We start from the raw sequence: 25,147 nt of genomic DNA on the forward strand, positions 1-25,147 counted from the left end.
GTGTTTCCTAGGAGGAGTCGACCGAAAAGTCTTCGTCGAGGGGGTCCGCATGGGAACTGCACCGATCGTCGTCGGCGTCGACGGCTCCGCGAGTGCCCGTGACGCGGTGCGCTGGGCCGCGTCCGAGGCGTCCGTGCGTGGTGATCCGCTGCTGCTGGTCACGAGCGTCACCACCGGCGGCATCGGGATGTCGTCGCCGTTCACCGACGACCTGCGCATCGGTGGCGAACACGCGCTCGCGGAGGCCGTGAGTCTGGCCGCGGCCGTCGGGCAGACCGCGACGTCGACGGAGATGGTGACGCTCACCCCCGTCCACGCCTTGATGAACCACGAGGGCACCGCCCGCATGATCGTTCTCGGTACCCGTGGCCTGGGGGAGTTCACCGGCGGACTGATCGGGTCGGTCACCTCCGCGATCGTCCACCACGCCGCCTGCCCTGTCGTCGTGGCGGGGTGGCCGCGGCCGGGCGAGCCGGACTTCGACGGCCCGGTCGTCGTCGGGGTGGACGGCACCGAGACCAGCGAACCCGCGATCGAAGCCGCGTTCACCGAAGCGGCGCTGCACGGAGCCGAGCTGGTGGCCCTGCACGCATGGTCCGATCGTGCGGTCCCCGAGGGAACGCTCGCCGGCTCCTGGTCCGACATCGCCGCCACCGAACAGAGCCGGCTCACCGAGCGGTTGGCACCGTGGCGGGACAAGTATCCGGAGGTGCGCGTCAAACAGGTGATCGTGCAAGACCGTCCGGCGCGGAACCTGCTGACGCGCGGCGCCGGTGCGAGACTGATCGTCGTCGGCAGTCGCGGCCGCGGCGGTTTCCACGGCATGACCCTCGGATCCACCAGCGCGGCACTGCTGCGCACCGTCACCATCCCGTTGATGGTGGTGCGCTCACACTGAGTCGCCGGTCCAGACTTCGCCGTCGCTCACACCGTCGGAGCTGCTCCGCTCGCCGCGACAGATCATCACCGGGCATGGCGCGTGGTGTAACAGATTCTGACTGGTCGAACCGAGCAGCGCCCCGGTGATCCGGCTCCGGCCCCGGCTGCCCACCACCACGAATCGCGCGCGACCGGCGTACTCGAGCAGCGTTCGCCCCGCACTGTTCTGCTCGAGGACCGTCTCCACCGGGACGTCCGGCCACGCCGCCGAGTGGCCGGACAGACTCTCCGCCACGAGCGCGCGTTCCTCTGCCTCGACAGCCGACCAGTCGACGAGCCGAAAAGCCCCGTACCGCTGGACCGTCCGTGCCGGACCCCACGCGTGTACGGCCACCAGCCGCGCACCCAGCACCGCCGCGTACTCGTACGCCACGCCCACCGCGCGGATGCTCAACTCGCTGCCGTCCACACCGACGACGATCGGACGGTCGTCGGTTGCCGCCGGCGCCCCGCCCCGGCACACCAACACCGGGCACCGGGCGTGGTTGGCTACGCGCTGGCCCGTCGAACCCACCAGCATCGCGCCCACCGTGCCCGCTCCCGTCGCCCCCAGGACCAGCAGACCGGCGCGCGCGCTCAGATCGAGAAGCGTCGCGGCCGGTGGGCCCGGATACTGCGCGAACGTCGAATCGACGTCGGCGAACTCGGCGCTCACCACCTCACGGGCGCGACGCAGCATGCCCTCCGAGTCCGATTCGAGTTTCTCGGTGAACTGCGCCTGGATCAGCACTGCCGCTTCACTCAGATACACCCCTGGGCTGGGGAGCACGTGCACGACGTGCAGGGGAGCGGTTCGGCGTCGAGCCAATTGCGCCGCCCACCGCAGCGCATCGAACGACGACGGCGACCCGTCGACCGCGGCCACCACCGCACCCTCGGCGAAGTCCGTCTCCGGATCGATCTCCATCGAACCTCCTCACGCGTCCGGTGTGGGCTCCAGCGTGCCATCGACGACGGCGTCGGTGCGGGACCTTCCGTCCGGTCCGCGCGGCACCCGCACCCGGGTGCCCGACGCGAGGACGTGTTCGGTGCCGTCGATGTCGAGTCGGATCGGCGCAGCCTGACTGCGGCGCGTCGAAACCGTCACCGACGCGTGGTCGCACCGCACGTCGATCCAGTGCCCGCGATAGCGGATGTCGAAGTCGAGGGTTCGCAGCTCGTCGGGCAGTTGCGGATGCAGCCGCAGAACTCCGCCACGGATCTCGAAACCGGAATAGCAGCGCTGCAGGATGTCGATGCTGCCCGCCATCGCGCCCAGATGGATGCCCTCGCGGGTCGTGCCGCCCTGTGTGTCGGACAGATCCGATTCGAGTGCCTCACCGAGCATCTGCCACGACCCGCGCCGATCACCCCGAACCAGCACCCACGCGTGCGTCACCCGGCTGAGCGTCGACCCGTGCGACGTCCGCGCCAGATAGAACTCGACGGTGGCCGGGATCGACCCCGGATCGAACCGATAGCCCATGTCGCGCACCAGCGCCGCCAGTTCCTCGGCCGAGAACAGGTACAGCAGCATCAACACGTCCGCCTGCTTGGAAGCGCGGTACCGCCGACAGGTGTCGCCCTCGGCCTCGAGGATCAGATCCAGCCGGCCGATGTTCCCGTACCGGGCCCGGTAGCCCGCCCAGTCCAGTTCGCGCAGCGACTCGTACCCCTCGAACTGGGCCGGTAACCCGTTGTCGAGGAAACACAACCGCAGCCGCCGTCGCAGATAGTCCCAGTGTTCGATCTCCTCGGTCGTCACACACAGCCGCTCCCACACGCCGGCAGCCTCGTTCTCACCGAGGATCCGGTAGGCGTCGAGCGCCCGGGCCAGGGCCCACGACGTCATGACGTTGACGTACGCGCTGTTGTCGATGCCGCCGCCCGGCCGATCCGGATAGCCGTCGTGGAACTCGTCCGGACCCATCACCCCGCGGATGTCGAACCGATCGTCGGTGGGGTCGTACACCGCCAGACTCGCCCACAGCCGCGCGTTCTCCACCAGCATCTCGGCGCCGAAACTCGCGAGGAAGCCCAGGTCCGCGGACGCCTCCCAGTAGTGCCACACGTTGTAGGCGACCGCGAGCCCCACGTGGTACTGCCGCCGCGAATGGTCCGCCATCCAGCGGCCGGAACGAGGGTTGAAGAACAGTCGCGGTGTCTCCTCCCGGCCGTCGCTCCCGCTCTGCCACGGGAACAACGCTCCCCGCAGGCCCTGAGCCTGGGCCAACCTCCGGGCCTGCGGCAGTCGCCGGAACCGGTAGAGCAGCAGCGCCCGGGTCAGCTCCGGCAACCGAAGATTCAGGAACCCGAACACGAAGATCTCGTCCCAGAAGATGTGCCCGCGATATCCCTCACCGTGCAGTCCTCGGGCCGGCACCCCGACGTCGAGATCCGCGGTGTGCGGCGAAAGCGTCTGCAGCACATGGAAAATCTGTACGTTCGCCGCCAGCCGGGTGCGCACATCGGCGTCGACGGCCACCTCGAACCGCCGCCACAGCGACGCCCAGGCCGCCACGTGATCGGCCAGGATGCGCTCGAACGCGCACGCACCCTGCGCGGCCTCCCGCGCCGCCAGCCCCGGCTCCGAGATCGCCCGATCGTGCGAGGTGAACATCGCGACCGTCTTCTCGATCTCGATACTCCGGCCCGCCTCGACGGTCAGGGAGATCTCGTCGGCAACGGCGTCCGCTTCGAAACAGCGGCGCCGGTCGACCTCGACGAACATCCCGTCCACCCGCACCCGCGTGCGGGCCGCCTGCGCGATGCGGAGACGGGACTGGCTGGTCTCCGCATGCAGCCACACCACATCCGTGCCCGACGGCCCCGTCGTCACCTCGGTCAGATGCCGATCCGCGAACCGGGCCAGATCCGGGACGTTCGTGTTCCGGACGGTCCCGTCCAGCGTCGACCGGATGGTCAGCCGGCCGGACCAGTTCTCCGGCCGCAGCAGCGTGTCGACCACCCCGAGATGCGGGTCCGCCATCGACACCAGGCGACGCTGCCGCAACCGCGTCCGGCGTCCCGCCGCGTCGACCAGCACCGTCTCCCGCAGCAACAGGCCGCCCCGGACGTCCAAACCCACATGGTGGTGAGCGACGGCGTCGCCGCCCCCGGGGGAGAACCACGCCCCGTCGTCGATCCGGAACGTCACGCCCACCCAGTTCGGCAGATTGACGATGCTCTCGTCCTCGTGCCGGACGTCGTCGATCATCGAGTCGAGACGGTTGTAGCAGCCGGCGACGTACGCGCCGGGGTAGTGCACCCCGTCGGCGTGGGACTCCGACAGCGCACCCCGGACGCCCTGGTAACCGTTCGCGAGCGTGAGCAGCGCCTCGCGCCGGCCCTCCACGAGGGGATCGAACCCGAGATACGTAAGCAGCCACGCCCCGCTGTCCCCGTCCGACGCCGTGAGCGAACACAGGTCGCACCCGGGATCGGGTCGTGCACCGACGGCGGACACGGCGTCATTCTCCCACGCGAACCCGCGCCCGGCCGGATGTGCGGAGCCCTGGGCAAGCCGCGACCCGACGTGGCAGCATCACGCACGTGGCCAGCAGACCCGTCGCAGAACAACAACTGCGCGACCTCGCGCAGCTACGCCGTGTCCGGGATCGGATCGACCGGGAGTACGCGCAACCGCTGGACGTCGAGGCGCTGGCGCGCGGCGTCAACATGTCCGCCGGGCACCTCAGCCGCCAGTTCAAACGCGCATACGGCGAACCGCCGTACGCCTACCTGATGACCCGCCGCATCGAACGCGCGATGGCACTGCTGCGCCGCGGCGACCTGAGCGTCACCGAGGTGTGCTTCGAGGTCGGATGCTCGTCCCTGGGCACCTTCAGCACCCGCTTCACCGAACTCGTCGGCATCTCGCCCAGCGCGTATCGCGACCAGGTGCGCGCCGACGAGGAGATGCCGTCGTGCGTGGCCAAGCACGTCACCAGACCGATCAGGAATCGAGAAGCGCAGACCTCACGCCCCGCCTAGCGTGATCGTCATGAACATCACCATTCACTCCGCCTTCCTCCCGCACACCGACCGCGACGCGGCCCTCGCCTTCTACCGCGACCTCCTCGGGTTCGAGGTCCGGAAGGAAGTGGGATACAACGACATGTACTGGATCACCGTCGGCCACCCCGACCAGCCCGACACCTCGCTGGTACTGCATCCGCCGGCCGCCGACCCCGGCATCACCGACGACGAGCGCCGCACCATCACCGAGATGATGGCGAAGGGCACCTACGCGATCCTCACGCTCGCCACCCCCGACCTCGACGGCACCTTCGAGAAGCTCGCGGCCGGCGGCGCCGAAATCGTCCAGGAACCGATCGAGCAGCCCTACGGCATCCGCGACTTCGCCGTCCGCGACCCCGCAGGCAACCTGCTCCGCATCAACGAGGAGGTGCGCTGACATGGTGGCCATCGGATCCGTCACCCTCGACGTACCGGACACGTCGGCCGCGAAGTCCTTCTACAACCAACTCGGGGTCGACGCCCACGTGTCCGTCGCCGAGGCGCCGACGCCCGGCACCGGGTTCCGCGGCTACACCCTCTCGCTCGTGGTGTCCCAGCCGAACATCGTGGACGCGTTCGTCGAGGCCGCACTCGGCGGCGGCGCCACCGTTCTGAAACCGGTGAAGAAGAGCCTGTGGGGGTACGGCGGCGTCGTACAGGCCCCCGACGGGTCGATCTGGAAGGTCGCGACGTCGTCGAAGAAGAACACCGGGCCCGCCGAACGACGGTTCGACGACATAGTCCTGCTGCTCGGCGTCGACGACGTCAAGGCGAGCAAGCAGTTCTACGTCGACCGGGGGCTGGAGGTAGCGAAGAGCTACGGACGCAAGTACGTCGAGTTCACCACCGAACCAGGCACCGTCAAACTGGCGCTGTACGGACGTCGCGCCCTCGCCAAGGACGCCGGCGTCGCGGAGGCCGGAACCGGCGCCCACGGGATCGCCATCGGCAGCGACCTCCCGGCCTTCACCGACCTGGACGGCTTCACGTGGGAGACCACCGCGCGATGACGGCACCCTCCGGTAGACATGGAGGCCGCACACCACAGAGGGAGACACGATGACCACGACCGCCCGGCCGGCCACGCAGTCACCGACGCGGCACACAGCCGACAGCCACGACCTGATCCGCGTCCACGGAGCGCGGGAGAACAACCTCAAGAACGTCAGCGTGGAGCTGCCGAAGCGTCGGCTGACCGTGTTCACCGGAGTGTCCGGCTCGGGTAAGAGCTCCCTGGTCTTCGCCACGATCGCCGCCGAATCGCAGCGGATGATCAACGAGACATACAGCGCCTTCGTCCAGGGCTTCATGCCGACCCTGGCGAGGCCGGACGTCGACGTCCTCGAGGGCCTGACCACCGCGATCATCGTCGATCAGGAACGGATGGGCGCCAACCCGCGCTCCACCGTCGGCACCGCAACCGACGCCAACGCAATGCTGCGCATCCTGTTCAGCCGTCTCGGGCAACCGCACATCGGCTCGCAGCAGGCGTTCTCGTTCAACGTCGCCTCGATCAGCGGCGCCGGGGCGGTCACCGTCGAGAAGTCCGGGCGCACCGTCAAGGAGCGGCGCAGCTTCTCGATCACCGGCGGCATGTGCCCGCGCTGCGAGGGCATGGGCAAGGTCTCGGACTTCGACCTCACCGCGCTGTACGACGACAGCAAGTCCCTCGAAGAGGGCGCGCTGACCATCCCCGGCTACAGCATGGAGGGCTGGTACGGACGGATCTTCCGCGGCTGCGGCTTCTTCGACCCCGACAAGCCGATCGCCAAGTTCACCAAGAAGCAGTTGAACGACCTGCTGTACAAGGAACCCACCAAGGTCAAGGTCGACGGGGTCAACGTCACGTACGAGGGCCTGATCCCGAAGATCCAGAAGTCGTTCCTGTCCAAGGACCGGGAGGCGATGCAGCCCCACATCCGGGCATTCGTGGACCGCGCGATCACCTTCCAGACCTGCCCCGACTGCGAGGGCACCCGCCTGAGCGCGGAGGCACGGTCCTCCAAGATCGCCGGGCTCAGCATCGCCGACGTCTGCGCCATGCAGATCAGCGACCTCGCCGAGTGGGTCCGTGGCCTCGACGAACCGTCGATGGCCCCACTGCTGAAATCGCTGGGGGAGACACTCGACTCGTTCGTCGAGATCGGGCTCGGCTACCTCAGCCTCGACCGACCCGCCGGCACGCTGTCCGGCGGAGAAGCGCAGCGCACCAAGCTGATCCGACATCTCGGCTCGTCACTCACGGACGTCACCTACGTGTTCGACGAACCCACCATCGGCCTGCACCCACACGACATCGCGCGGATGAACGACCTGCTGCTGCAGTTGCGCGACAAGGGCAACACAGTCCTGGTCGTCGAGCACAAGCCGGAGGCCATCGCGATCGCCGACCACGTCGTGGACCTCGGGCCGCGCGCCGGGACCGAGGGCGGTGAAATCGTGTTCGAAGGTTCCGTCGACGAACTGCGCACGTCCGGCACCCTCACCGGCAAACACCTCGACGACCGCGCGTCGGTCAAGACCTCGGCCCGGACAGCGTCGGGCGCCCTCGAGGTGCGAGGCGCCGACACCCACAACCTCAGGGACATCGACGTCGACATTCCGCTGGGGGTGCTCACGGTGGTCACCGGCGTCGCCGGATCCGGAAAGAGCTCGCTCATCGGCGGCTCCGTGGTGGGCCGGGACGGTGTGGTCTCGATCGATCAGGGCGCGATCAAAGGCTCACGCCGCAGCAACCCGGCGACGTACACGGGCCTGCTCGAGCCGATCCGCAAGGCATTCGCGAAGGCCAACGGCGTCAAGCCGGGCCTGTTCAGCGCCAACTCCGAGGGCGCCTGCCCCAACTGCAACGGCGCCGGCGTCGTGTACTCGGACCTGGCGATGATGGCCGGGGTGTCCACGCCGTGCGAGGTGTGCGAGGGCAAGCGGTTCCAGGCCGAAGTGCTCGACTACAAGTTCGGCGGCAAGGACATCAACGAGGTCCTCACCATGTCGGTGGCCCAGGCCGAGGAATTCTTCGGCGCCGGGGACGCGAAACTACCTGCCGCCCACAAGATCCTGGCACGTCTGGTGGACGTCGGGCTCGGCTACATCAAGATCGGTCAGCCGCTCACCACGCTGTCCGGCGGCGAGCGCCAACGCCTCAAGCTCGCGACACACATGGGGGAGAAGGGCGACGTCTACATCCTCGACGAGCCGACGACCGGTCTGCATCTCGCCGACGTCGAGAATCTGCTCGGCCTGTTGGACCGGCTCGTCGACTCCGGTAAGACGGTCATCGTCATCGAACATCACCAGGCTGTCATGGCCCACGCCGACTGGATCATCGATCTGGGTCCCGGCGCCGGCCACGACGGCGGCCGCATCGTCTTCGAGGGCACGCCCGCGGACCTGATCGCCGACCGTTCGACCCTCACCGGCAAGCATCTCGCGGAGTACGTCGGTAGTTGAGCATCCACGTCCTACCCATCAATACGTCACTGTGACGTATTGATGGGTAGCTACCGGGACGGCAGGAGAGCGCCCAGCGGACGGGGTCGACCACCGGACGGCCCGCCGATGGCTGCGAACTCAAAACGGACGGCGCCGACATGGCAATGGACGGCGAGGTCGAATCAGCCGTCCCGAAGGATCGGCGGATCTCGACAGCCGGGCAGCATTGGCTACCCGGTGCGGCCACCCGGTGACGATGCCGGCTGCGCACGGTGCGTGCCTGCGATCCGGTCGGGCGTGCGTGCCGGACACCTGCAGCGCGCGGCCGACCACACGGCGGCACGGTTCACGCAGTTGCTTCAGGTCGATCCGGCTGCGCAGGCAGAATCGTGAAGCCCGGCGGACTCATCCGCGATATGCGCGCCGCGTTATCCCAGCTTCCCGTTTCGCCGATAATCCACATTATGTCAAGTAATCGAGATCTGGGGCTCCCCACGGGAGCCGGGTGGATCCTGATCGGCAACCGGTGCGGTCCAGCTTGCGCACGCAGCGCCGGCCCACACACGCGGTCCGACGGACCCCGCGCGGATCCTGGCCTCCCGCGTGCACAACTGCGCGGGCGGGACGTCAACCTGCGCGCGGCGGCCCACCCACCGCGGTTCGGTACCACTCACAGGCGGCCCCGACGCCGGACGGCCACCGACGCTCATGGCCCGATATCGTGCATCCGAGTCGGCGGCGTCGCCCAGACGCCTGCGCTCTGCGACGACACCCGGTGAGAACGCGCCCGCGCATAAGCCGACATCGCGTACGCAATCCGCGCAGCGCACCCGCACCGGTCGCTGTACTGTGTCATGAGATCCGACCACGCTGCCCCGCCGGTTCCGGCGGACACCTCCACCACCGTCATGGATAATGACGAATATCCATGTCCGCGAGAAGGTTTCGCGATCCCCGACGTTCTGCGCCGGTTCACCCCGAGCGACCCGGATATCCACCGTCCCGCTGGGCTGCGTCGCCGTGATGACGCCGCATCCCGCTGCCTGCACGAACCCGCCCAAGCCCGGGCGGCCGCCGCCGATCCAGAAGTCGGCAGTGCACGTCCGCGGCCGAGTCCTCGGTCACTCCCCTCCCCGCTCGGCGCATACCCGGGGCGCCCCATGCCTCTCGTCAGGCGCGGTCGACGAGTTGCTCGTGGCCGGCGGTTCGCGCGCAGTTCGCACAGCAGAAGATGCGGCTCTCGTCCTCCACGCCGTGCCCGAGGATCCGGCAGCCGCAGTGGGCGCACACCGGCGCCATCGCGTGGGCGGCGCATTCGAAACTGTCGAACACTCCACGCCGGTCCCCCATCACCACCGTGAAGGTCTTGTCATAGTCGTTGCCGCACGTCTCACATTTCGCCATCACACGCCTCCACCCGGGCCGCGCCCGATTGGCACCGTGCCGCCGGGGGCCCTGCACTTGGCGGGCTACCCGCAACCACCGCGCTCCATGCATCGGCGACACCGGCCGAGAACGACGGAACCCCCGCCGCGATGAGTCTGCGGCGGGGGTTCCGGAAGTAGATGGTCAGGCACACGTCGGGGGGTGCGCCTGACCTCCTTCAAAATATCCATACCGCGCGGTCAGGAAAAGGCGCAATGGGGTGAAATCGAGGGTGAAGCCTGTCCGTCCCGCGATCCGTCGTGCGCGAATTGTTCGCCGGGAAGCGAAGTTACGTCGTCCCCCGGCGCCGCCGCTCGTTGTCGTAGCCTGCCGATAAGCTTGTTCGGACGCGAGCCCGCCCCGGCTCCGCGCACGACGCAGCCGCGGAAGGACATTGGAGCAGGCCCACGTGAGCGACGATCGACGACTACTCGAGGCCTGGTTCGCCGAATTCCTGCTGCATCGCAGCACGGCGAAGCCGTCCCCGCACACCCTCAAGGCGTACCGCCAGGATTTCGCGGCGATCAGCGGGTTCCTCTCCGAACAGACCGGGGTGCCCGTATCCGCGTTGTCCGTGGAAGCGATCACCAAACCCTCCATGCAGCAGGCTTTCGCGTCGTTCGCCGCCACGCACGAGGTCGCGTCGATCCGCCGCTGCTGGTCCACTTGGAACACGCTGTGCGACTACCTGTTCTCGATCGACACCATCGTGGCCAACCCGATGTCTGCGGTGCTGCGCCCGAAAGCCCCCAAACGCATCCCCAAGGCGTTGCCGGCGGACGCCGTCACGCGGCTCATCCAGACCTTGCAGGAAGACGACACCGACGGGGTCCGGCCGTGGGGCGAGCGGGACTTCGCCATCATCCTCACGGCTCTGCTGACGGGAATGCGGTCGTCGGAGCTGATCGCGGTCGATCTCGGCGACGTGCGCAGCGCTCCTGATCCGAGCGGTGGCTCGGCGCGCGTCATCCGGGTGCGAGGCAAGGGCAGCAAGGACCGTGTGGCAACCGCGGAGCCCGCCCTGGTGGCGACGCTCACCGGCTATCTGGAGTCGCGCATCGCGCGGTTCCCGGAGACCACGAAGCGCCGCGTGCCCTCGGGCGCCACGCCGTGGCAGCATTTCCGTTCCACCGATCCCCTGTTCGTCGGTGCGGACGGGACCCGGATCACTCGGGGCACACTGCAATACCGGGTGCTGCGCGCCTACCGCAGGGCCGGGATCAACGGTGAGCGCGCCAAGGGTGCGCTGACGCACCAGTTCCGGCACACGTTCGCCACCAACATGGCCGACGAGAACGTCAGCATCTTCACGCTCATGCGGATGCTCGGGCACGAGTCCATGAACACGACGCAGGTGTACACCGAGGGGGCGGGCACCGGCGTGCGCGAGGCCGCCGCCCGCAATCCCCTGTACCGGTTCCTCGATGGGGCCTGACTTTGTTTTCACCGATTTCAGCTGTTCCGCCCTCATCGGGTGCTTTTCCCTGAGACACTCGGACCGATCGTCCGGTTGCGGAATCCGCTACGCACGAGACGACCCGGACCGGACAGGGCGTCCCGTTGAACGGGACCACGCCGCCGTGTCGGCCAGCTGCTGCTCAGGCCCGCTACCAGGCAGTTTCACCGTTTCCCCAGGTCGGCTGTGTTGCGCCGGTCACCCATCGGTCCCACTCAGTGCACATCACTCCGATGCCCCCTCAGTGACGCGCCACACTCTGTGACCAACGGAACAGGACCAGCCCACCCACGGCCGCCGGAATCCGTGTAAACGCGACGATCTCGCGGATTTTCGAATTCACGCAGCACAGCCCGGCATTCGGGCGAGTCAAGAGTCTGGACAACTACTTCAGTGACAGCTACTGCAGATACCCGCGGTCCGTCCGCGGTCCCCGCCGCCACGGGCCGTGGGCGGTACAACCGGCAGCGACCGGCTTGGGTGATCATCACCGTCCTCGTGTTGGTCGAGATCATCAGCGCATTCGAGACGTCGATGGTGTACGCCGCCATCCCGACGTTCATCCGGGAGTTCCACAGCGACGCGGCCACGGTCGGCTGGGCCGTCACGGCGTTCCTCCTCGTCGCAGCCGCCTCGGCAGCGGTCTGCGGCCGCCTCGGCGACATGTACGGACGTGAGCGGGTCCTGGTCGTGCTCCTCGGCGCCGCCGCGATCGGCTCGTTCATCAGCGCGATCGGTGACAGCATCGGCAGCATCATCGTCGGCCGCGCCATCCAGGGCGTGGCGGGTGCGATCCTGCCGCTGTGCATCGGGCTCGCCCGCGAACACCTGCCGGCGAAGAAGGTTCCCGTCGCGATCGCGATCATCTCCGGTTCCGCGGTCGCGGCCGGATCGGCGTCCCTGCTCGTGGCCGGCGTCATGCTCGACCACGCCAGCTGGCACATGATCTTCGTCGTCGCCGCCGTGTACGCGGTGCTGGCGCTGCTCCTGGTGCTGTTCGTCCTGCCGTGGCGTCCGCCGACGGGCACCACGCAGAAGGTGGACTACCTCGGCACGATCGCGTTCGCGCCGGCCATCGCGGCGGTGCTGCTGGGTATCAACAAGTCCGGCGCGTGGGGTTGGACCGACATCAAGACCCTGGGTCTGATCATCGGTGGTCTCGTCGTCCTGGCGCTGTGGGTGCTGTGGGAGCTGCGGGTGACGGATCCGATCGTCAACGTGCGCCTGTTCACCGACCGCAAGGTCGCCCTGACGATGGTCGCGACCATGGCGATCGCGGTGGGCCCGATGGGTATCAGCACCATGATCATCCCGATGATCCTGCAGTCGCCCACCACGGCGCCGTTCGGTCTCGGTATCTCGGCCACGAACGCCGGCTGGCTGTCGTTCATCGGCTCGATGTTCGGTTTCGTCTGCACCCCGCTCAGCGGACGCATCTCGCGGGCCGTGGGAGCTCGGGCCTCGATGCTGCTCGGCACGGCACTGTTCACGCTCGGCAGCGCGATGCTCATCGTCTTCCACGACTCGGTGGTCGGCATGGTAGCGATGATCATCACGGTCTCGGTCGCCACGGCGTTCGCCTACACGGCGCTGCCGAACCTGATCGTCGAAGCCGTCCCGGAGAGCAACACCAGCGAGGCGACCGGAACCAACTCGGTGTTGCGCACCGGTGGTCAGGGCATCGGCACCTCGATCGCGACGATGCTGCTGGCGTCGTCCGCGACTGCGGCCGGGGGCGTGGCGCCGACTGTCAGCGGCCTCAACACGGTGGCGACGATGATGGTCGTCCTGGGCCTGGTGACGTTCGGCTTCACCTTCCTGATCCGCCGCGGCAGCGTCTTCAAGGACGCATGACGCACGGGCTGTGACATTCCGCGATGGGCGGTGGGTTCTCCCACCGCCCATCGTCGTATCCGGAGGTCCGCCGAGTTGGCAGGACGATGGACCGGGTGGCGGCTACGGTGACAAGAGACAGCACGTTTCGACGAGCTTCGAGGAGCGTGGGATGAGCAACCCCTCGGCACGACCCGGACGGCACCGAGTCGTCGTCATCGGATCCGGTTTCGGCGGCCTGTTCGCCACGCAGGCGCTCAAACGCGCGGACGTGGACATCACCCTGGTCGCCAGAACCACCCATCATCTGTTCCAGCCCCTGCTGTACCAGGTGGCCACCGGCATCCTGTCGGTCGGCGACATCGCGCCGGCGACCCGGATGGTGTTGCGGAAGCAGAAGAACGTCGAGGTACTGCTCGGCGACGTGGAGTCGATCGACCTCGCTGCAGGCAAGGTCACCTCCCGCCTGCTCGAACGCGAAACCGTCACCGAGTTCGATTCGCTCATCGTGGCGGCGGGCGCCGGGCAGTCGTACTTCGGCAACGACCATTTCGCCGAGTTCGCACCTGGTATGAAGACGATCGACGACGCGCTGGAGTTGCGCGGCCGCATCCTCGGCGCCTTCGAGCAGGCCGAGCTGTCCGACGATCCGGAGGAACGGCGCCGCCTGCTCACGTTCGTCGTGGTCGGTGCGGGGCCCACGGGCGTGGAGATGGCCGGCCAGATCGCCGAACTCGCGAACCGCACGCTGGCCGGAGCGTTCCGGCGGATCGATCCGCGTGACGCCCGGGTGATCCTCGTCGACGGCGCGCCGGCCGTGCTCCCCGTGTACGGCGGCAAGCTCAGCCGCAAGGCCGCCGAGCGACTCGAGAAGCTCGGCGTGGAGATCCAGCTGAACGCGATGGTGACCAACGTCGACGTGAACGGGTTGGTCGTCAAGGACAAGGACGGCAACGAGACGCGGATCGAGGCCCAGTGCAAGGTGTGGTCGGCCGGCGTGCAGGCCAGTCCGCTGGGCCGACAGCTGGGCGAGCAGACGGGCGCGGAGGTCGATCGGGCCGGTCGCGTCCACGTCAATCCGGACCTGACGCTGCCGGGCTACCCGAACGTGTTCGTGATCGGCGACATGATGTCGCTCGACAAGCTGCCCGGCCTCGCCCAGGTCGCGATGCAGGGTGGCAAGTACGCGGCCAAGGAGATCCGGGCGGGGCTCGACGGAGCGCAACCGCAGGATCGACAGCCGTTCAAGTACTTCGACAAGGGGTCGATGGCGACGATCTCGCGGCACAGCGCCGTCGCCAAGGTCGGCAAGCTCGAGATCAGTGGCTTCATCGGCTGGATCATGTGGCTCGTGATCCATCTGATGTACCTGATCGGTTTCCGGAGCCGGTTGTCGACGGTGATCTCGTGGACGGTGAGTTTCCTCGGGCGCGGGCGCGCCCAGATGGCCTCGACCGAGCAGCAGGTGTTCGCGCGCAACGCGATCGACGTCCTGCAGGAGCAGAATCGAACGCGTCACGCGACCGAATCACGCGAAGCGGGCTGAATCCGCTCGGGTCACTTGCCGCCGAGCGCCGACGTCTCGGTGATGTTCTGCAGGCGCACCTGTCCGCGCGCGACGAGACGGTCCTGCTCGTCGGTGACGGTGACGGCCCAGAGCTGCTGGGTCCGACCGCGGTGCACGGGGTTCGCCTCGGCGTAGAGCGTGCCCTCGCGTGACGCGCGCAGGAAGTCGGTGTTGTTGTTGACACCGACGACGTGGCCCTTGTCGCCGAGCCAGAGGCTGGCGGCGATGCTGGCGACGGATTCGATCACCGCGCAGTGGACGCCGCCGTGCATGATGCCCCACGGCTGGTACAGCGCCGGGGTCACCTTCCACTGGGCGCGGACGCGGTCCGCGGTCAGTTCGGTGAATTCGAGCCCGAGTGCCTCGCCGAAGCCCTTGTTCAGGAAGGCGTTCACCTCGGCGGGGTCGGATCCGTCGCTCAACCCCAGTGCCCGCTCTGCATCGCTCGCCATGACCTGCTCCATCGCTTCACACGGACGGCCCGGATACGGGCCGTCGACCGAATATGTACCTCGTCATAGTGATCCACCCGTGTCGACGCCGCACGCGCGACCCACCGGAGTCGGTGGCGAGCCCCGGTCGGGGGCCTGCCCGCGGACAAAAAAATCGGCGGGTTCCGCGCGTTGTGCGCGGAACCCGCCGAGGAAGGGACCGGGAGTCACTGCAGCCCTCAGGACTCCGGCACGGTCCAGCGTTTCGATGTCTCGATCATAGGAAAGGCTGCCCTAATCTCGCAACCCCTTCAGCAGGCCATCGCCAGGGCCGTGCGGGTGCGCACCGGAATGCCCGCGGCCTCGAACGCGTCCAGCAGACCCTGACCGCGGCGTACCGCCACCGCATTCGACATCCCGGTCGCCAACGGGATCCGCGTCACCGCACTCAGCACTGCATCCGCCACCAGCATCGCGAAGCGCGACGTGTCGACCGGAGCACACAGCTCGAGCGCGCGGCGCACCGCGGTGAGTGAGGTAAGGCATCGATGCGCGGTCCAGACGTGGAGCGCACGCTCGCACGGGAGCGTCACGACTCCCCGCGTGTGCGCCAGCTCGTCGTCGGGAAGCACCCGCAGCGTGGTGTCGACGACAGCGGCCCAGTCGATGCCGTTGTCGCTGTCCATGTGGACCCACAGGTTGTCGACTCCGGGATCCCACGCCCTCCCCTCGGTCACGACCAGGGCGGCGACGCGTCCGACGATCGCGTGCACCAGCGCAGCGGCCACCTGAAGGGCGGCGGCATCGGGCGAATGCAGATCCTCCAGCACGCGCGCGAACATGCGGTCCACGCGATGCGCCGGCTGATGGTCGGAGCCGGCGACACAGGACGCGATCGGCCACCAGCGCCGCTTGCCTTGATGGGCCATGGTCGCGACGGCGTAGACGCGGGGGTAGTCGGGAGAGATCTCCCGTAGGCGGCAACACGAGGCGTCGAGCGCTGTCGTCTCCGAACTGAACTGGATATGCGCAGTCGCGGCCATCGTGCCTCCATCGAGAGTTCGAGTTGATCAACAGAAGCGTAGGCTATCCTTACCTAGGATGCGACCGAGGGGTCCACATGTGCCGCACAGCGGATACCGCCCTCGCGCGTTCGGTTAGGCTTCCGTAACCTGACGCTCGATAGCGTTACCTCTCATAGGAGCACCCTGCACGTGTCGACGACCCGCCTCCCGGACGTGACCTCGGATGCGTCGAAGCACCGTGTGCCGAGCGCATACGGCAAGGAAGTGATTCCGGAAGGCCCGGCGCCCCGGTCCCGTCGACTGCTGGCCGACCTGCTCGATCTCGGCGTCGTGGCCATCCCGATCGTCATCGGTTGGTACCTCGTCGACTCCCTCGGCGACGCGAAGGGCGGCGGCCAGGCCGACCGAGTCGTGTTCGGAGGCGCCGCACTGCTGATCGCGGTGGCCCTGCTGGTGTGGAATCGCGGCTTCCGGGAGGGCAATGCCGGCACCACCGTCGGCAAGGGCTGGTGCAGTCTCGTCACCCGGGACGCCGCGACGGGTGCTCCGATCGGAGTGCGGCGCGCGCTGCGCCGACGGCCATGGCGCTCGTCCGGCGCCGAGGTGGTCCACGACGCGACCGCCCGCGCCGATGGGTTCACGCCGGTCGTGCCGGACTCCTCGCTCGCGGCGGTCCGCCGCCGCAGACTCCTCGGCCTGGCAGTGCTCGCCGCCCTGCTGGTGCTCGTGTTGTTCGCGAGTGTCGCCGTCGGCGCGCGGCCACTGTCGTTCGCCGAGGTGTTCCACGCGCTGTTCTCGTCCACCGACAGCGAGACCGACATCATCGTCCACACGTTGCGGATTCCGCGGACGCTGCTCGGGCTCGTCGTCGGCATCGCCCTCGGAGTCGCGGGTGCCCTCATCCAGGGACATACCCGCAACCCGCTCGCCGACGCCGGACTGCTCGGCCTCAACGCCGGTGCGGCCTTCCTCGTCGTCATCGCGATCTACGCATTCGGCCTCACCGCGCCGAGCCAGTACCTGTGGTTCGCTTTCGCGGGATCGGCGCTCGCCTCGATCACCGTGTTCGGGCTGTCGTCGATCGGCAACGGCAAAGCCAGTCCGCTGAGCCTGGCGCTCGCCGGTGCCGCCGTCGCGTTCTTCCTCCAGGCCATGACCAACGCCGTCGTCATCCTCGATCAGACCACGCTCGACGGCTACCGGTTCTGGGTCGTCGGCTCGGTCGCGGGCCGCGGCTTCGACATCTTCTGGCAGGTGCTGCCGTTCCTGATCGTCGGCCTGGTGATCGCGATCGCGAGCACGCCCAGCCTCAACGTGATCAGCCTCGGCGAGGACGTCGCCCGGTCGCTCGGCACCAACATCGCAATGTCCCGCACGATCGGCATCGTCGCGATCACGTTGCTGACCGGCGCGGCGACCGCGGCCTGCGGTCCGATCGCGTTTATCGGCCTGGTCGTCCCGCACGTGGCCCGGGCCATCACCGGTCCCGACTACCGCTGGCTGGTGCCGTACGCCGGACTGCTCGGCGGCTTGATGCTGGTGATGTCCGATGTCATCGGCCGCGTCGTGGTCCGTCCCGGCGAACTGCAGGTCGGCATCGTGCTGGCCGTGGTCGGCGCCCCGTTCTTCATCGCGCTCGTGCGGCGCAGGAAGCTGGCCAGCCTGTGAGCGTCCTGAATTCTCTGCCCCAATCCGCGGCCGGCGACAGCGCCAAGGTGCCGTCCCGCCCGGCGCTGCGCATCGGTCCCCTGTCCCTGGTACTGCGACCGTTCATGATCGTCGTGAACGTGGCCCTGCTGGTGCTGCTCTTCCTGCTCGTGTGCATCGGCATCGGCCGCGGCGACTTCCCGCTGTCGATCGCGGAGGTCACCAACGTCCTCTTCGGCGGCGGCTCCAAGGTGCAGCGGTTCATCGTCATGGATCTGCGCCTCCCGCGAGCGTTGGTCGCGGTCCTGATCGGCATCGCGCTCGGCATCTCCGGAGCCATCACCCAGTCGATCGCCCGCAACGCGCTCGCGAGCCCCGACATCCTGGGCATCACTTCGGGCGCCAGCGCGGCGGCTGTCGCGCTGATCGTGCTCGGCGGCGGGGGCTCGTTCGTGGGTCTGCTCGCGACACTCGGCATCCCGCTGGCGGCACTGGCCGGTGGCCTGCTGACCGCCGCGGTGATCTATCTGCTGGCATGGCGGAACGGTGTCGAGGGTTACCGCCTGATCCTGATCGGTATCGGGATCAACGCCATGCTCATCGCCGTCACCGGGTGGCTGCTCATCTCCGCCGACATCAACGACGTCTCCCGCGCCAAGGTCTGGCTCAACGGTTCCATCAACGGCGCCGGGTGGGGTCAGGTGTGGCCGGTGGCGATCGCACTCGCGATCATCGGCGGCTGGGCGATCATCGCGACGTTCACCCTCGGAGCACTGCGCCTCGGCGACGACAACGCCCGCTCGCTCGGCGTCCGGCAGCAGTCCGCACAGGCGAAGCTGCTACTCGCGTCGGTGATCCTCGCGGCCGTGGCCACCGCTGCCGCCGGCCCGGTCGGTTTCGTCGCGCTCGCCGCGCCGCAGGTCGCGATGCGCCTGGTCCGCTCCCCCGGCCCGCCGATCATCGCATCGGCGCTCACCGGCGCGGTGCTGGTCGTCGGCAGCGACATCATCGCCCGCACGATCCTGCCCGTCGAACTGCCCGTCGGCATCGTGACGTCGGCGCTCGGCGGCCCGTTCCTCCTGTATCTGCTCGTCCGCAACAACCGGAAGGTCTCGGCATGACCACCACGGCTCACCCCGCTCCCGCGCCGCGCCTCGTCGCCGAGAACCTCACCCTCGGCTACGGCGACCGGGTGATCGTCGAGGGACTCGATGTCGAGATCCCCAGCGGCGTCATCACGACCGTCATCGGCCCCAACGGCTGCGGCAAGTCGACGATGCTCCGCGCGCTCGGCCGCCTCCTCAAGCCGCGCTCGGGCACGGTCCTGCTCGACGGCAAGGCCATCACGACCATGCGCACCAAGGACGTGGCCCGCACGCTCGGCATGCTGCCGCAGGCCCCCGTCGCCCCCGAGGGGCTCACCGTCGCCGACCTCGTCGCCCGGGGCCGGCACCCGCACCAGTCGTGGATCCGGCAGTGGTCGTCCGACGACGAGACCGAGGTCGCGCACGCGCTGGCCCTCACCGGCGTCGCCGACCTCGCGGACCGTCCCGTCGACCAACTGTCCGGCGGCCAGCGCCAGCGGGCCTGGATCTCGATGGCGCTCGCGCAGGGCACCGACATCCTGCTGCTCGACGAGCCCACCACCTACCTCGATCTGTCGCATTCGGTGGAGGTACTCGACCTCGTCGACCGGATGCACGAGGAGATGGGCCGCACCGTGATCATGGTGCTCCACGATCTCAACCTCGCCGTCCGCTACAGCGATCATCTGATCGTCATGTCCGAAGGCCGGATCGTCGCGTCCGGCAAGCCGCAGGACGTCATCTCCGCCGAACTCCTCGCGGACGTCTTCGGGCTCGAGGCCACCGTCATCGACGACCCGGTCTCGGATCGTCCGCTGATCGTCCCGATCGGTACCCGGCACGTGTACGGCGCGGTCGGCGGCCCGCACCGCGAACGGTGATTCTCGTCAGGGCGTGACGATCGCGAAATCCGGATCCGGGGCGTCGAGGTAGCCGATCAGCTCGGTGAGCTTCGCGGCGTCGCCCTCGACCCCGATCCGGCCGGCGCCGACCATGCCGGCAACGTCGCCGCCCCCGACGACGGCGGCGATCAGGTCCGGGCGGGACAGCGACAGTCGGATGTCGGGCTCGGACGCTTCACCGTCGAGGTCGTAGTGCACGAGCAACCCGTTCCGGAGGTGGGTGCGGTGGTCGATGCCCTCGTCGGTGATCCGCCAGTCGATGGTGATGTCGGCGTCCCATGCGCGGGGCCCGTCGATGCGCAGCGCGATCGCGTCGAAGACCTGCTCCACCGACAGGGCCGCCGCGATGTCCGGGGCGTCCGTCCGCGTGGGCGTGCCCACCGGCCCGTTGCGCAGCTCGTAGGCGCCCATGAGGAAGAAGTTCCGCCACGTCCCGTTCTCCGAGCCGAAGCCCAACTGTTCCAGGGTGTCCGCCTGCAGCGTCCGCGCCTCGGCATGATCCGGCTGGGCGAAGATCACGTAGTTGAGGACCTGCGCGACCCAGCGGAAGTCGCCCTCCGCGTACGACTTCCGGGCCTTCGCCACCACCTCGTCGGCGCCGCCCATGAACTCGACGTGCCGTCTCGCCGCATCGACGGGCGGATGCTCCCACAGGGTGGCCGGGTTGCCGTCGAACCAGCCCATGTAGCGCTGGTAGACGGCCTTGACGTTGTGGCTGACCGATCCGTAGTAGCCGTGCGTGTGCCAGGCCCGCGCCACCGCCGGTGGCAGCTCCAAGTTCTCGGCAATCTCGATACCGGTGGCGCCCTGGTTGAGGGCCCGCAGCGTCTGATCGTGCAGATACCCGTACAGGTCGCGTTGCAGCGACAGGAACTCGGTGAGCCGCTCGGTACCCCACGTCGGCCAGTGGTGCGACGCGAACAGCACGTCCGAGTGCGCCGCATACCGGTTGATCGACTCGGTGAGGTACTTCGACCACACGTGCGGGTCACGCACGAGTGCGCCGCGCAACGTGAGCAGGTTGTGCAGCGTGTGGGTGGCGTTCTCCGCCATGCACAGTGCCCGGCGGTCCGGGAAGTAGAAGTTCATCTCCGACGGCGCCTCGGTGCCGGGCGTCATCTGGAACTCGATGCGGACCCCGTCGATGGTCGCGGTCTGTCCCGTGTGGTCGATGTCCACGGTCGGAGTGAGGAGGGTCGGTGTCCCGGTGGAGGTGGTGGGGCCCAGACCCGCGCCGACGGCGCCGAGCGGCCCGCGCGGTAGAGCGGCCCCGTACATGTAGGCCGCCCGCCGCCCCATCGCCGTGCCCGCGTAGACGTTCTCGGCCACCGCGTGCTCGACGAACCCGACCGGGGCCAGGATCGGGCACCGGCCCGCCGCGACGTCCTCGGCGGTCGTGACGCCCTTGACGCCGCCGAAGTGGTCGATGTGCGAATGCGAGAAGATCACCCCCACCACGGCACGGTCGCCGCGGTGCGAGCGGTACAGGGCCAGACCCGCGGCCGCGGTCTCCTCGGAGATCAGCGGATCGATCACGATCACCCCGGTGTCGCCCTCCACCAGCGTCATGTTCGACAGGTCCAGGCCCCGGACCTGATAGATCCCGTCGGTGACCTCGTACAGGCCCTGCATCGCGCAGAGCCGGGACTGACGCCACAGACTCGGATGAACCGTCTCGGGGCAGTCCTCGTCGAGGAAGGCGAACGAGCCACTGTCCCAGACCACCGCACCGTCGGCGTTCTTCACGACTCCCGGCTCCAGCGCGGCAACGAAGCCGCGCTGCGCGTCGGCGAAGTCCTGGTCCTCGTCGAACGGCATCACCTTCAGCGACTCCGCGTGCCGGGCCTGCACGGTCGCCGTGGCCTGTCCCTGATCGGTCATGAGTTCCCTTCCGCCGCACCGCTGTATCCGAACGCAGTCGCAGCGTGACATCTCGGGCGCGGTCGACGCCTCACCCGGCACGGGTGAACAGGCGCAGTCCGACGCTCGGCAGCCCGTCTCACAACCTGACGTGTCGGATCCCGACCGCCGCCCGGCGCAACTGATAGCGCACCGGATGCAGGCGAGGGCGTTCGAGCTGCAGATTCAGCCTGTCGCCCAGGTGCTCCACGATCTCGTCGACGGTTCGGGTGTCGGTGTCGACGTGCTCTGCGAATCGGTCGGCGGCGAGTGCGGTCACACACCGGTCTATCTGCTGCATGGCCCAGGTTTCGTCTCGGCCGACTGCGCGCTCGAGCCAGTGCCCGCCGCGCGTCCGGAGCCGACGCCGGAGCGTTTCGGGCGACGCGACGAGCGTGAAGTGCCGCACGTCCACCTCTTCTGCCGCCAGGCCGGTCGTGATCTCGTCGAAGTAGTCGGAGTTCACCAACGTCATCGGCACGATCACCGGACCGGCGTGCGCGGTCACCGCGTCGGCGAGGGTGGCAATGACCGCCGACCGCCACTGGGCTCGGTCCTGGAAGTCGTCCCGCGCGGCCGCCGGCAGCATCTTGTGAATCGCGAATCCGATGAGTTCGGGATCGGCCACGTGCGAGCCCGGGATCCGACGGTGCAACTCGAACGCGGTCTGCGTCTTACCCGCACCGAAGGCGCCGTTGATCCACACCAGCATGGGCCGAGCGTAGCGGTGGACGTTCGGGGAGCCACCCACCGAGACGACCGCCGCAGAACCGCGTATGCGATGGGCCGCCTGAGATCAGTCGACCGGTGACGTCGCTGCTGCGGCGACGATGCGGGCGAGGTCGCCGGGCCGGCTCCACATGGGCCAATGCCCGGTCGGGAGGTCGACGACATCGACGTGGTCGAGTTTCGACACCTCGGCGAACATGGGGTGGCCCGCGTCGGCCCACTCCAGCACCTGCGCGCTCGGGATCGAGCAGCACACCAGGGTGGTCGGGACAGCGAGACGCGCATCGTTGGTGAGCGTCACTTCTCGGCGCAGCACTGGGCCCGGTTCCGGAACGGCCCTGTCGCGAAAGCGCTCGAGTGCCGCGGCGCTCAGGCCCTCGAGGCTGGCCTGCCGGCCAAGCTCCTCGAACGGCGGCAGTGGGAACTCGGTCAGGTCTTCGGGCGTATCCGGGGCGAAGACACTGCCGTCGGCGACGGGGCCGCTGTCGACCCACACCACTCGGCGGACGAGTTCGGGATGCCGATCGAGGACGAGACTCACCGGCGCGTTGGCTCCGCTGTGCGCCACGATGACCACCGGCCGGGCCGTGGAGGCCGAAACCTGGGTCAGAACCCGTTCGATCGCGGCAACCTGGTCGTCGAGCGTCCTGGATGCACGGTGGGGGTCCTGTCCGTCGAGCCCGGGAAGCGTCATCGGGAGGGCGCGCCAGCCATCGGCAGTGAGGTGTTCCAGCACCTCGTCCCACGCCCAGGCGCCCAGCCAGTGGCCGCCGATCAGAATGAGGGTCGGGTTACTCGCGTTTGTCGTCACACGACGATGCTCTCAGGCCTGCTGGACAACGGTATGTCACCATTTTGGCATGATTTTTCGTCGGGCTGAGCAGTGAAGAGGGCCGAGCGGCTCCACGCCCTGTCCGAGATGCTGCGCCGCAGCGGACCACGGGGATGCACCGCCGAACGACTCGCCACCGAGTTCGGTGTGTCCGTGCGGACGGTCAAGAGAGACCTCGCCGCGCTCGAGAACAGTGGCGCGCTGCTCTGGTCACGCCCGGGCCCCGGCGGCGGCTACGGGCTGGTTGCCCGAAGCACCCTGCCACCGGTGAGCCTGTCCCCCGCGCAGGCGGTGGCGCTGCTGACGGCGGTCTCCGCCGCACCCGATGCCCCCTACGCCGATCTCGCCGCGGCCGGCGTCCGAAAGATCATGGACGTACTCGATCCGCGGACCCGGGCGAAGGCCGACGAGCTCGCCGGTCGAATCTGGGTCGACGCCCCTCCTACGCCGCGCACGATCAAGTCGGCGCTGGAGGAAGCGATGTCCGAGCAGCGTGTGGTGCGCATCCGCTACACCTCCCGCGACGGCGACACGACCACCCGGGACGTCGAACCGGTGACGTTCGCCGCCAGGAACGGTCAGTGGTACCTGATCGGGTGGTGCCGACTGCGCAGTGAGATGCGGTGGTTCCTGGTGCCCCGGATCGAGCACGCCACCGCAACCCGCATCCCGTGCAGCGGCCACGGCATCGACGAGATCGGCACGCCTCCCCCGACAGCACGCCCCGTGAACGGCCACGGTGAGTGAGGCGCTCGATCGGCGTCTGCGACCGGCCCGCCGGACGGTCGGTCAACCCGGCGGCTGCACGATCCGTACGGTGCGCGGCACCGACCCGACGGCGAACCCGCAGCGGCGCGCGGCGGCCACGAACGGCTCCGGGGCGTCGTCCACAGCCCAGGCTTCCCGCGCGCCCGCATCGTCGAACAGCGCGGCCGCGTTCGCGGCCGTGCCGGTGGTGAACCGGGACTGGTAGCGCAGGCCGTCGCACGATCGCGCGAGCGCGACAGCCCACCGCTGCGGGATCGTGTACGGAGTGACGGTGCACAATTCGCGGGTGAGTCCGTAGTCCGCGGCCGCCTCGGCGCAGGTGTCGGCCAGGGTCCGGCGGGCGGGGATGCGCAGGCGGGACAGCACCCGCTCGTCGGCGAACTCGCGGGAGATGATGCCGGCGGTCGCGAGCACCTCGCCGACCGTCTCCCGGATCGCGGTGCGCTCGTCGAACGCGACGTAGCAGGTGCCGCGCGGTTCGACGAGATCGAAGCGGCCCCGCCCCGACGACGCGAACCACCACGGACCGTTGCCGGCCTTGTGTCCACGCCACAGCTGCCGGCGGGTAGTCAACGACCAGGTGGGGAATCCTGTGAGGGAACGGTTTTCGGGCGAGCCGAGCGCGATTACCTCACGGGTCATGCAGCCCACCGCTGCGCGTCGGCGCGGGCGACGGCCCGGACCGGGTCGATCGGCCCGCCCCCGGTGAGCCATTCGGCCGCGGACCGGCCGTCCAACCCATCCTGCGGGGTGCACAGCCACATCGCGGCCGTCCACGGGTCCGCGGCGGCGCGCAGGATGCGCCACACCTCGACGAGTGCCGGGTGCACGGCGCCGCCATCGGTGAACTGCCATGTCGGGTACACCCATTGGCCGTCGTCCAATCGGCACGCGATGACCGCGTTGGTCGCGACCTTCTTGCTGACCGCCTGCCGACTCACCCGCCACCACCGGGTCAGTCCCGCGGTGTCGTAGAAGGGACCCACGATCTGGTCGTACACGTGACTGGCGGGCAACGCCGCGGACATGGCGTCGGCGATCGCCTCGACATCGGCGAACGTCTCGGCGGGGACTCCGGCCTCGGCGGCCGCGGCGAACGTGTCGTGTACCCGCTGCTTCAACAGCGCCATCAACTCGTGCTCCTGCTCGATCAGCGATGCCCGTGTCGTCATGGCCCA

Annotated in this window: 22 protein-coding genes; 12 read left to right on the forward strand and 10 right to left on the reverse strand. The window is 68.7% G+C overall.

Annotated elements, in window-relative coordinates; all coding sequences use genetic code 11:
* Positions 1-49: 49 nt before the first annotated feature.
* Positions 50-898: a universal stress protein gene (locus PSS76_RS18810; RefSeq protein ID WP_337456524.1), complete on the forward strand. Its 849-nt coding sequence runs from the start codon at positions 50-52 to the stop codon at positions 896-898.
* Here the strand turns inward: PSS76_RS18810 and PSS76_RS18815 are convergent.
* Together PSS76_RS18815 and PSS76_RS18820 are read right to left on the reverse strand one after the other, a co-directional pair.
* A complete protein-coding gene (locus PSS76_RS18815) occupies positions 890-1,846 on the reverse strand; it encodes a universal stress protein (protein WP_013416075.1) in 957 nt (318 codons plus the stop codon). The two genes, PSS76_RS18810 and PSS76_RS18815, sit on opposite strands and share 9 nt — an antisense overlap.
* Before the next feature lie 9 nt (positions 1,847-1,855).
* Positions 1,856-4,384 (reverse strand): glycoside hydrolase family 65 protein, encoded by a 2,529-nt coding sequence (locus PSS76_RS18820; RefSeq protein ID WP_205316421.1) that lies wholly within the window; start codon positions 4,382-4,384, stop codon positions 1,856-1,858.
* Positions 4,385-4,470: 86 nt separating this feature from the next.
* Between PSS76_RS18820 and PSS76_RS18825 the strand changes: the two genes are divergently transcribed.
* From PSS76_RS18825 to PSS76_RS18840, 4 genes are read left to right on the forward strand one after another with little or no spacing between them, the layout of a single operon-like run.
* The gene (locus PSS76_RS18825; protein ID WP_013416077.1) at positions 4,471-4,911 is read left to right on the forward strand and encodes a helix-turn-helix transcriptional regulator; all 441 of its coding nucleotides are present in this window, start codon (positions 4,471-4,473) and stop codon (positions 4,909-4,911) included.
* A 10-nt stretch (positions 4,912-4,921) separates the two neighbouring features.
* A complete protein-coding gene (locus PSS76_RS18830) occupies positions 4,922-5,335 on the forward strand; it encodes a VOC family protein (RefSeq protein ID WP_238774188.1) in 414 nt (137 codons plus the stop codon).
* Position 5,336: 1 nt separating this feature from the next.
* Positions 5,337-5,948: a VOC family protein gene (locus PSS76_RS18835; RefSeq protein WP_337456525.1), complete on the forward strand. Its 612-nt coding sequence runs from the start codon at positions 5,337-5,339 to the stop codon at positions 5,946-5,948.
* Between the two features lie 49 nt (positions 5,949-5,997).
* A complete protein-coding gene (locus PSS76_RS18840) occupies positions 5,998-8,388 on the forward strand; it encodes an ATP-binding cassette domain-containing protein (protein WP_337456526.1) in 2,391 nt (796 codons plus the stop codon).
* A 1,152-nt stretch (positions 8,389-9,540) separates the two neighbouring features.
* Here the strand turns inward: PSS76_RS18840 and PSS76_RS18845 are convergent.
* Positions 9,541-9,774: a metallothionein gene (locus PSS76_RS18845; RefSeq protein WP_013416081.1), complete on the reverse strand. Its 234-nt coding sequence runs from the start codon at positions 9,772-9,774 to the stop codon at positions 9,541-9,543.
* 430 nt (positions 9,775-10,204) lie between these two features.
* Here PSS76_RS18845 and PSS76_RS18850 point away from each other — a divergent pair, with 430 nt between their 5' ends.
* The 3 genes from PSS76_RS18850 (at position 10,205) to PSS76_RS18860 (ending at position 14,630) form a co-directional block, all read left to right on the forward strand.
* Complete coding sequence (locus PSS76_RS18850; RefSeq protein WP_013416082.1) at positions 10,205-11,230, forward strand: tyrosine-type recombinase/integrase; 1,026 nt, start codon at positions 10,205-10,207, stop codon at positions 11,228-11,230.
* A gap of 501 nt (positions 11,231-11,731) precedes the next feature.
* Complete coding sequence (locus PSS76_RS18855) at positions 11,732-13,105, forward strand: MFS transporter (RefSeq protein WP_005513132.1); 1,374 nt, start codon at positions 11,732-11,734, stop codon at positions 13,103-13,105.
* A 151-nt stretch (positions 13,106-13,256) separates the two neighbouring features.
* Complete coding sequence (locus PSS76_RS18860; protein ID WP_005513131.1) at positions 13,257-14,630, forward strand: NAD(P)/FAD-dependent oxidoreductase; 1,374 nt, start codon at positions 13,257-13,259, stop codon at positions 14,628-14,630.
* An 11-nt stretch (positions 14,631-14,641) separates the two neighbouring features.
* Here the strand turns inward: PSS76_RS18860 and PSS76_RS18865 are convergent, their stop codons facing one another.
* Together PSS76_RS18865 and PSS76_RS18870 are read right to left on the reverse strand one after the other, a co-directional pair.
* Positions 14,642-15,103 carry a PaaI family thioesterase gene (locus PSS76_RS18865; RefSeq protein ID WP_013416083.1) on the reverse strand — a complete coding sequence of 154 codons (462 nt, stop codon included), beginning with the start codon at positions 15,101-15,103 and terminating at the stop codon, positions 14,642-14,644.
* 290 nt (positions 15,104-15,393) lie between these two features.
* Complete coding sequence (locus tag PSS76_RS18870; RefSeq protein WP_064078736.1) at positions 15,394-16,125, reverse strand: hypothetical protein; 732 nt, start codon at positions 16,123-16,125, stop codon at positions 15,394-15,396.
* Between the two features lie 171 nt (positions 16,126-16,296).
* Between PSS76_RS18870 and PSS76_RS18875 the strand changes: the two genes are divergently transcribed.
* The 3 genes from PSS76_RS18875 (at position 16,297) to PSS76_RS18885 (ending at position 19,720) form a co-directional block, all read left to right on the forward strand.
* The gene (locus PSS76_RS18875; protein WP_084846015.1) at positions 16,297-17,775 is read left to right on the forward strand and encodes a FecCD family ABC transporter permease; all 1,479 of its coding nucleotides are present in this window, start codon (positions 16,297-16,299) and stop codon (positions 17,773-17,775) included.
* Positions 17,776-17,879: 104 nt separating this feature from the next.
* The gene (locus PSS76_RS18880; RefSeq protein ID WP_226347398.1) at positions 17,880-18,875 is read left to right on the forward strand and encodes a FecCD family ABC transporter permease; all 996 of its coding nucleotides are present in this window, start codon (positions 17,880-17,882) and stop codon (positions 18,873-18,875) included.
* The gene (locus PSS76_RS18885) at positions 18,872-19,720 is read left to right on the forward strand and encodes an ABC transporter ATP-binding protein (RefSeq protein ID WP_013416087.1); all 849 of its coding nucleotides are present in this window, start codon (positions 18,872-18,874) and stop codon (positions 19,718-19,720) included. Before PSS76_RS18880 ends, PSS76_RS18885 begins: the two co-directional genes overlap by 4 nt.
* A gap of 6 nt (positions 19,721-19,726) precedes the next feature.
* Here PSS76_RS18885 and PSS76_RS18890 read toward each other — a convergent pair whose 3' ends face one another.
* From PSS76_RS18890 to PSS76_RS18900, 3 genes are all read right to left on the reverse strand, one after another.
* Positions 19,727-21,622, reverse strand: a complete 1,896-nt coding sequence (locus PSS76_RS18890; RefSeq protein ID WP_084979151.1) for an alkyl/aryl-sulfatase — start codon at positions 21,620-21,622, stop codon at positions 19,727-19,729.
* 118 nt (positions 21,623-21,740) lie between these two features.
* On the reverse strand, positions 21,741-22,352 hold the full coding sequence (locus PSS76_RS18895) for an AAA family ATPase (RefSeq protein WP_337456527.1): 612 nt from the start codon (positions 22,350-22,352) through the stop codon (positions 21,741-21,743).
* A gap of 84 nt (positions 22,353-22,436) precedes the next feature.
* Positions 22,437-23,180, reverse strand: coding sequence for an alpha/beta fold hydrolase (locus PSS76_RS18900; protein ID WP_337456528.1), 744 nt, complete (start codon positions 23,178-23,180; stop codon positions 22,437-22,439).
* 72 nt (positions 23,181-23,252) lie between these two features.
* Here PSS76_RS18900 and PSS76_RS18905 point away from each other — a divergent pair, with 72 nt between their 5' ends.
* Positions 23,253-23,948, forward strand: a complete 696-nt coding sequence (locus PSS76_RS18905; protein WP_084870533.1) for a helix-turn-helix transcriptional regulator — start codon at positions 23,253-23,255, stop codon at positions 23,946-23,948.
* Between the two features lie 42 nt (positions 23,949-23,990).
* Here PSS76_RS18905 and PSS76_RS18910 read toward each other — a convergent pair whose 3' ends face one another.
* Complete coding sequence (locus PSS76_RS18910; protein WP_337456529.1) at positions 23,991-24,611, reverse strand: RES family NAD+ phosphorylase; 621 nt, start codon at positions 24,609-24,611, stop codon at positions 23,991-23,993.
* Complete coding sequence (locus tag PSS76_RS18915) at positions 24,608-25,141, reverse strand: hypothetical protein (protein ID WP_064077414.1); 534 nt, start codon at positions 25,139-25,141, stop codon at positions 24,608-24,610. Before PSS76_RS18915 ends, PSS76_RS18910 begins: the two co-directional genes overlap by 4 nt.
* Positions 25,142-25,147 lie beyond the last annotated feature (6 nt).

The sequence above is a fragment of the Prescottella sp. D32 genome (genome assembly GCF_037287305.1).
GTDB classification, from domain to species: Bacteria; Actinomycetota; Actinomycetes; order Mycobacteriales; family Mycobacteriaceae; genus Prescottella; species Prescottella equi.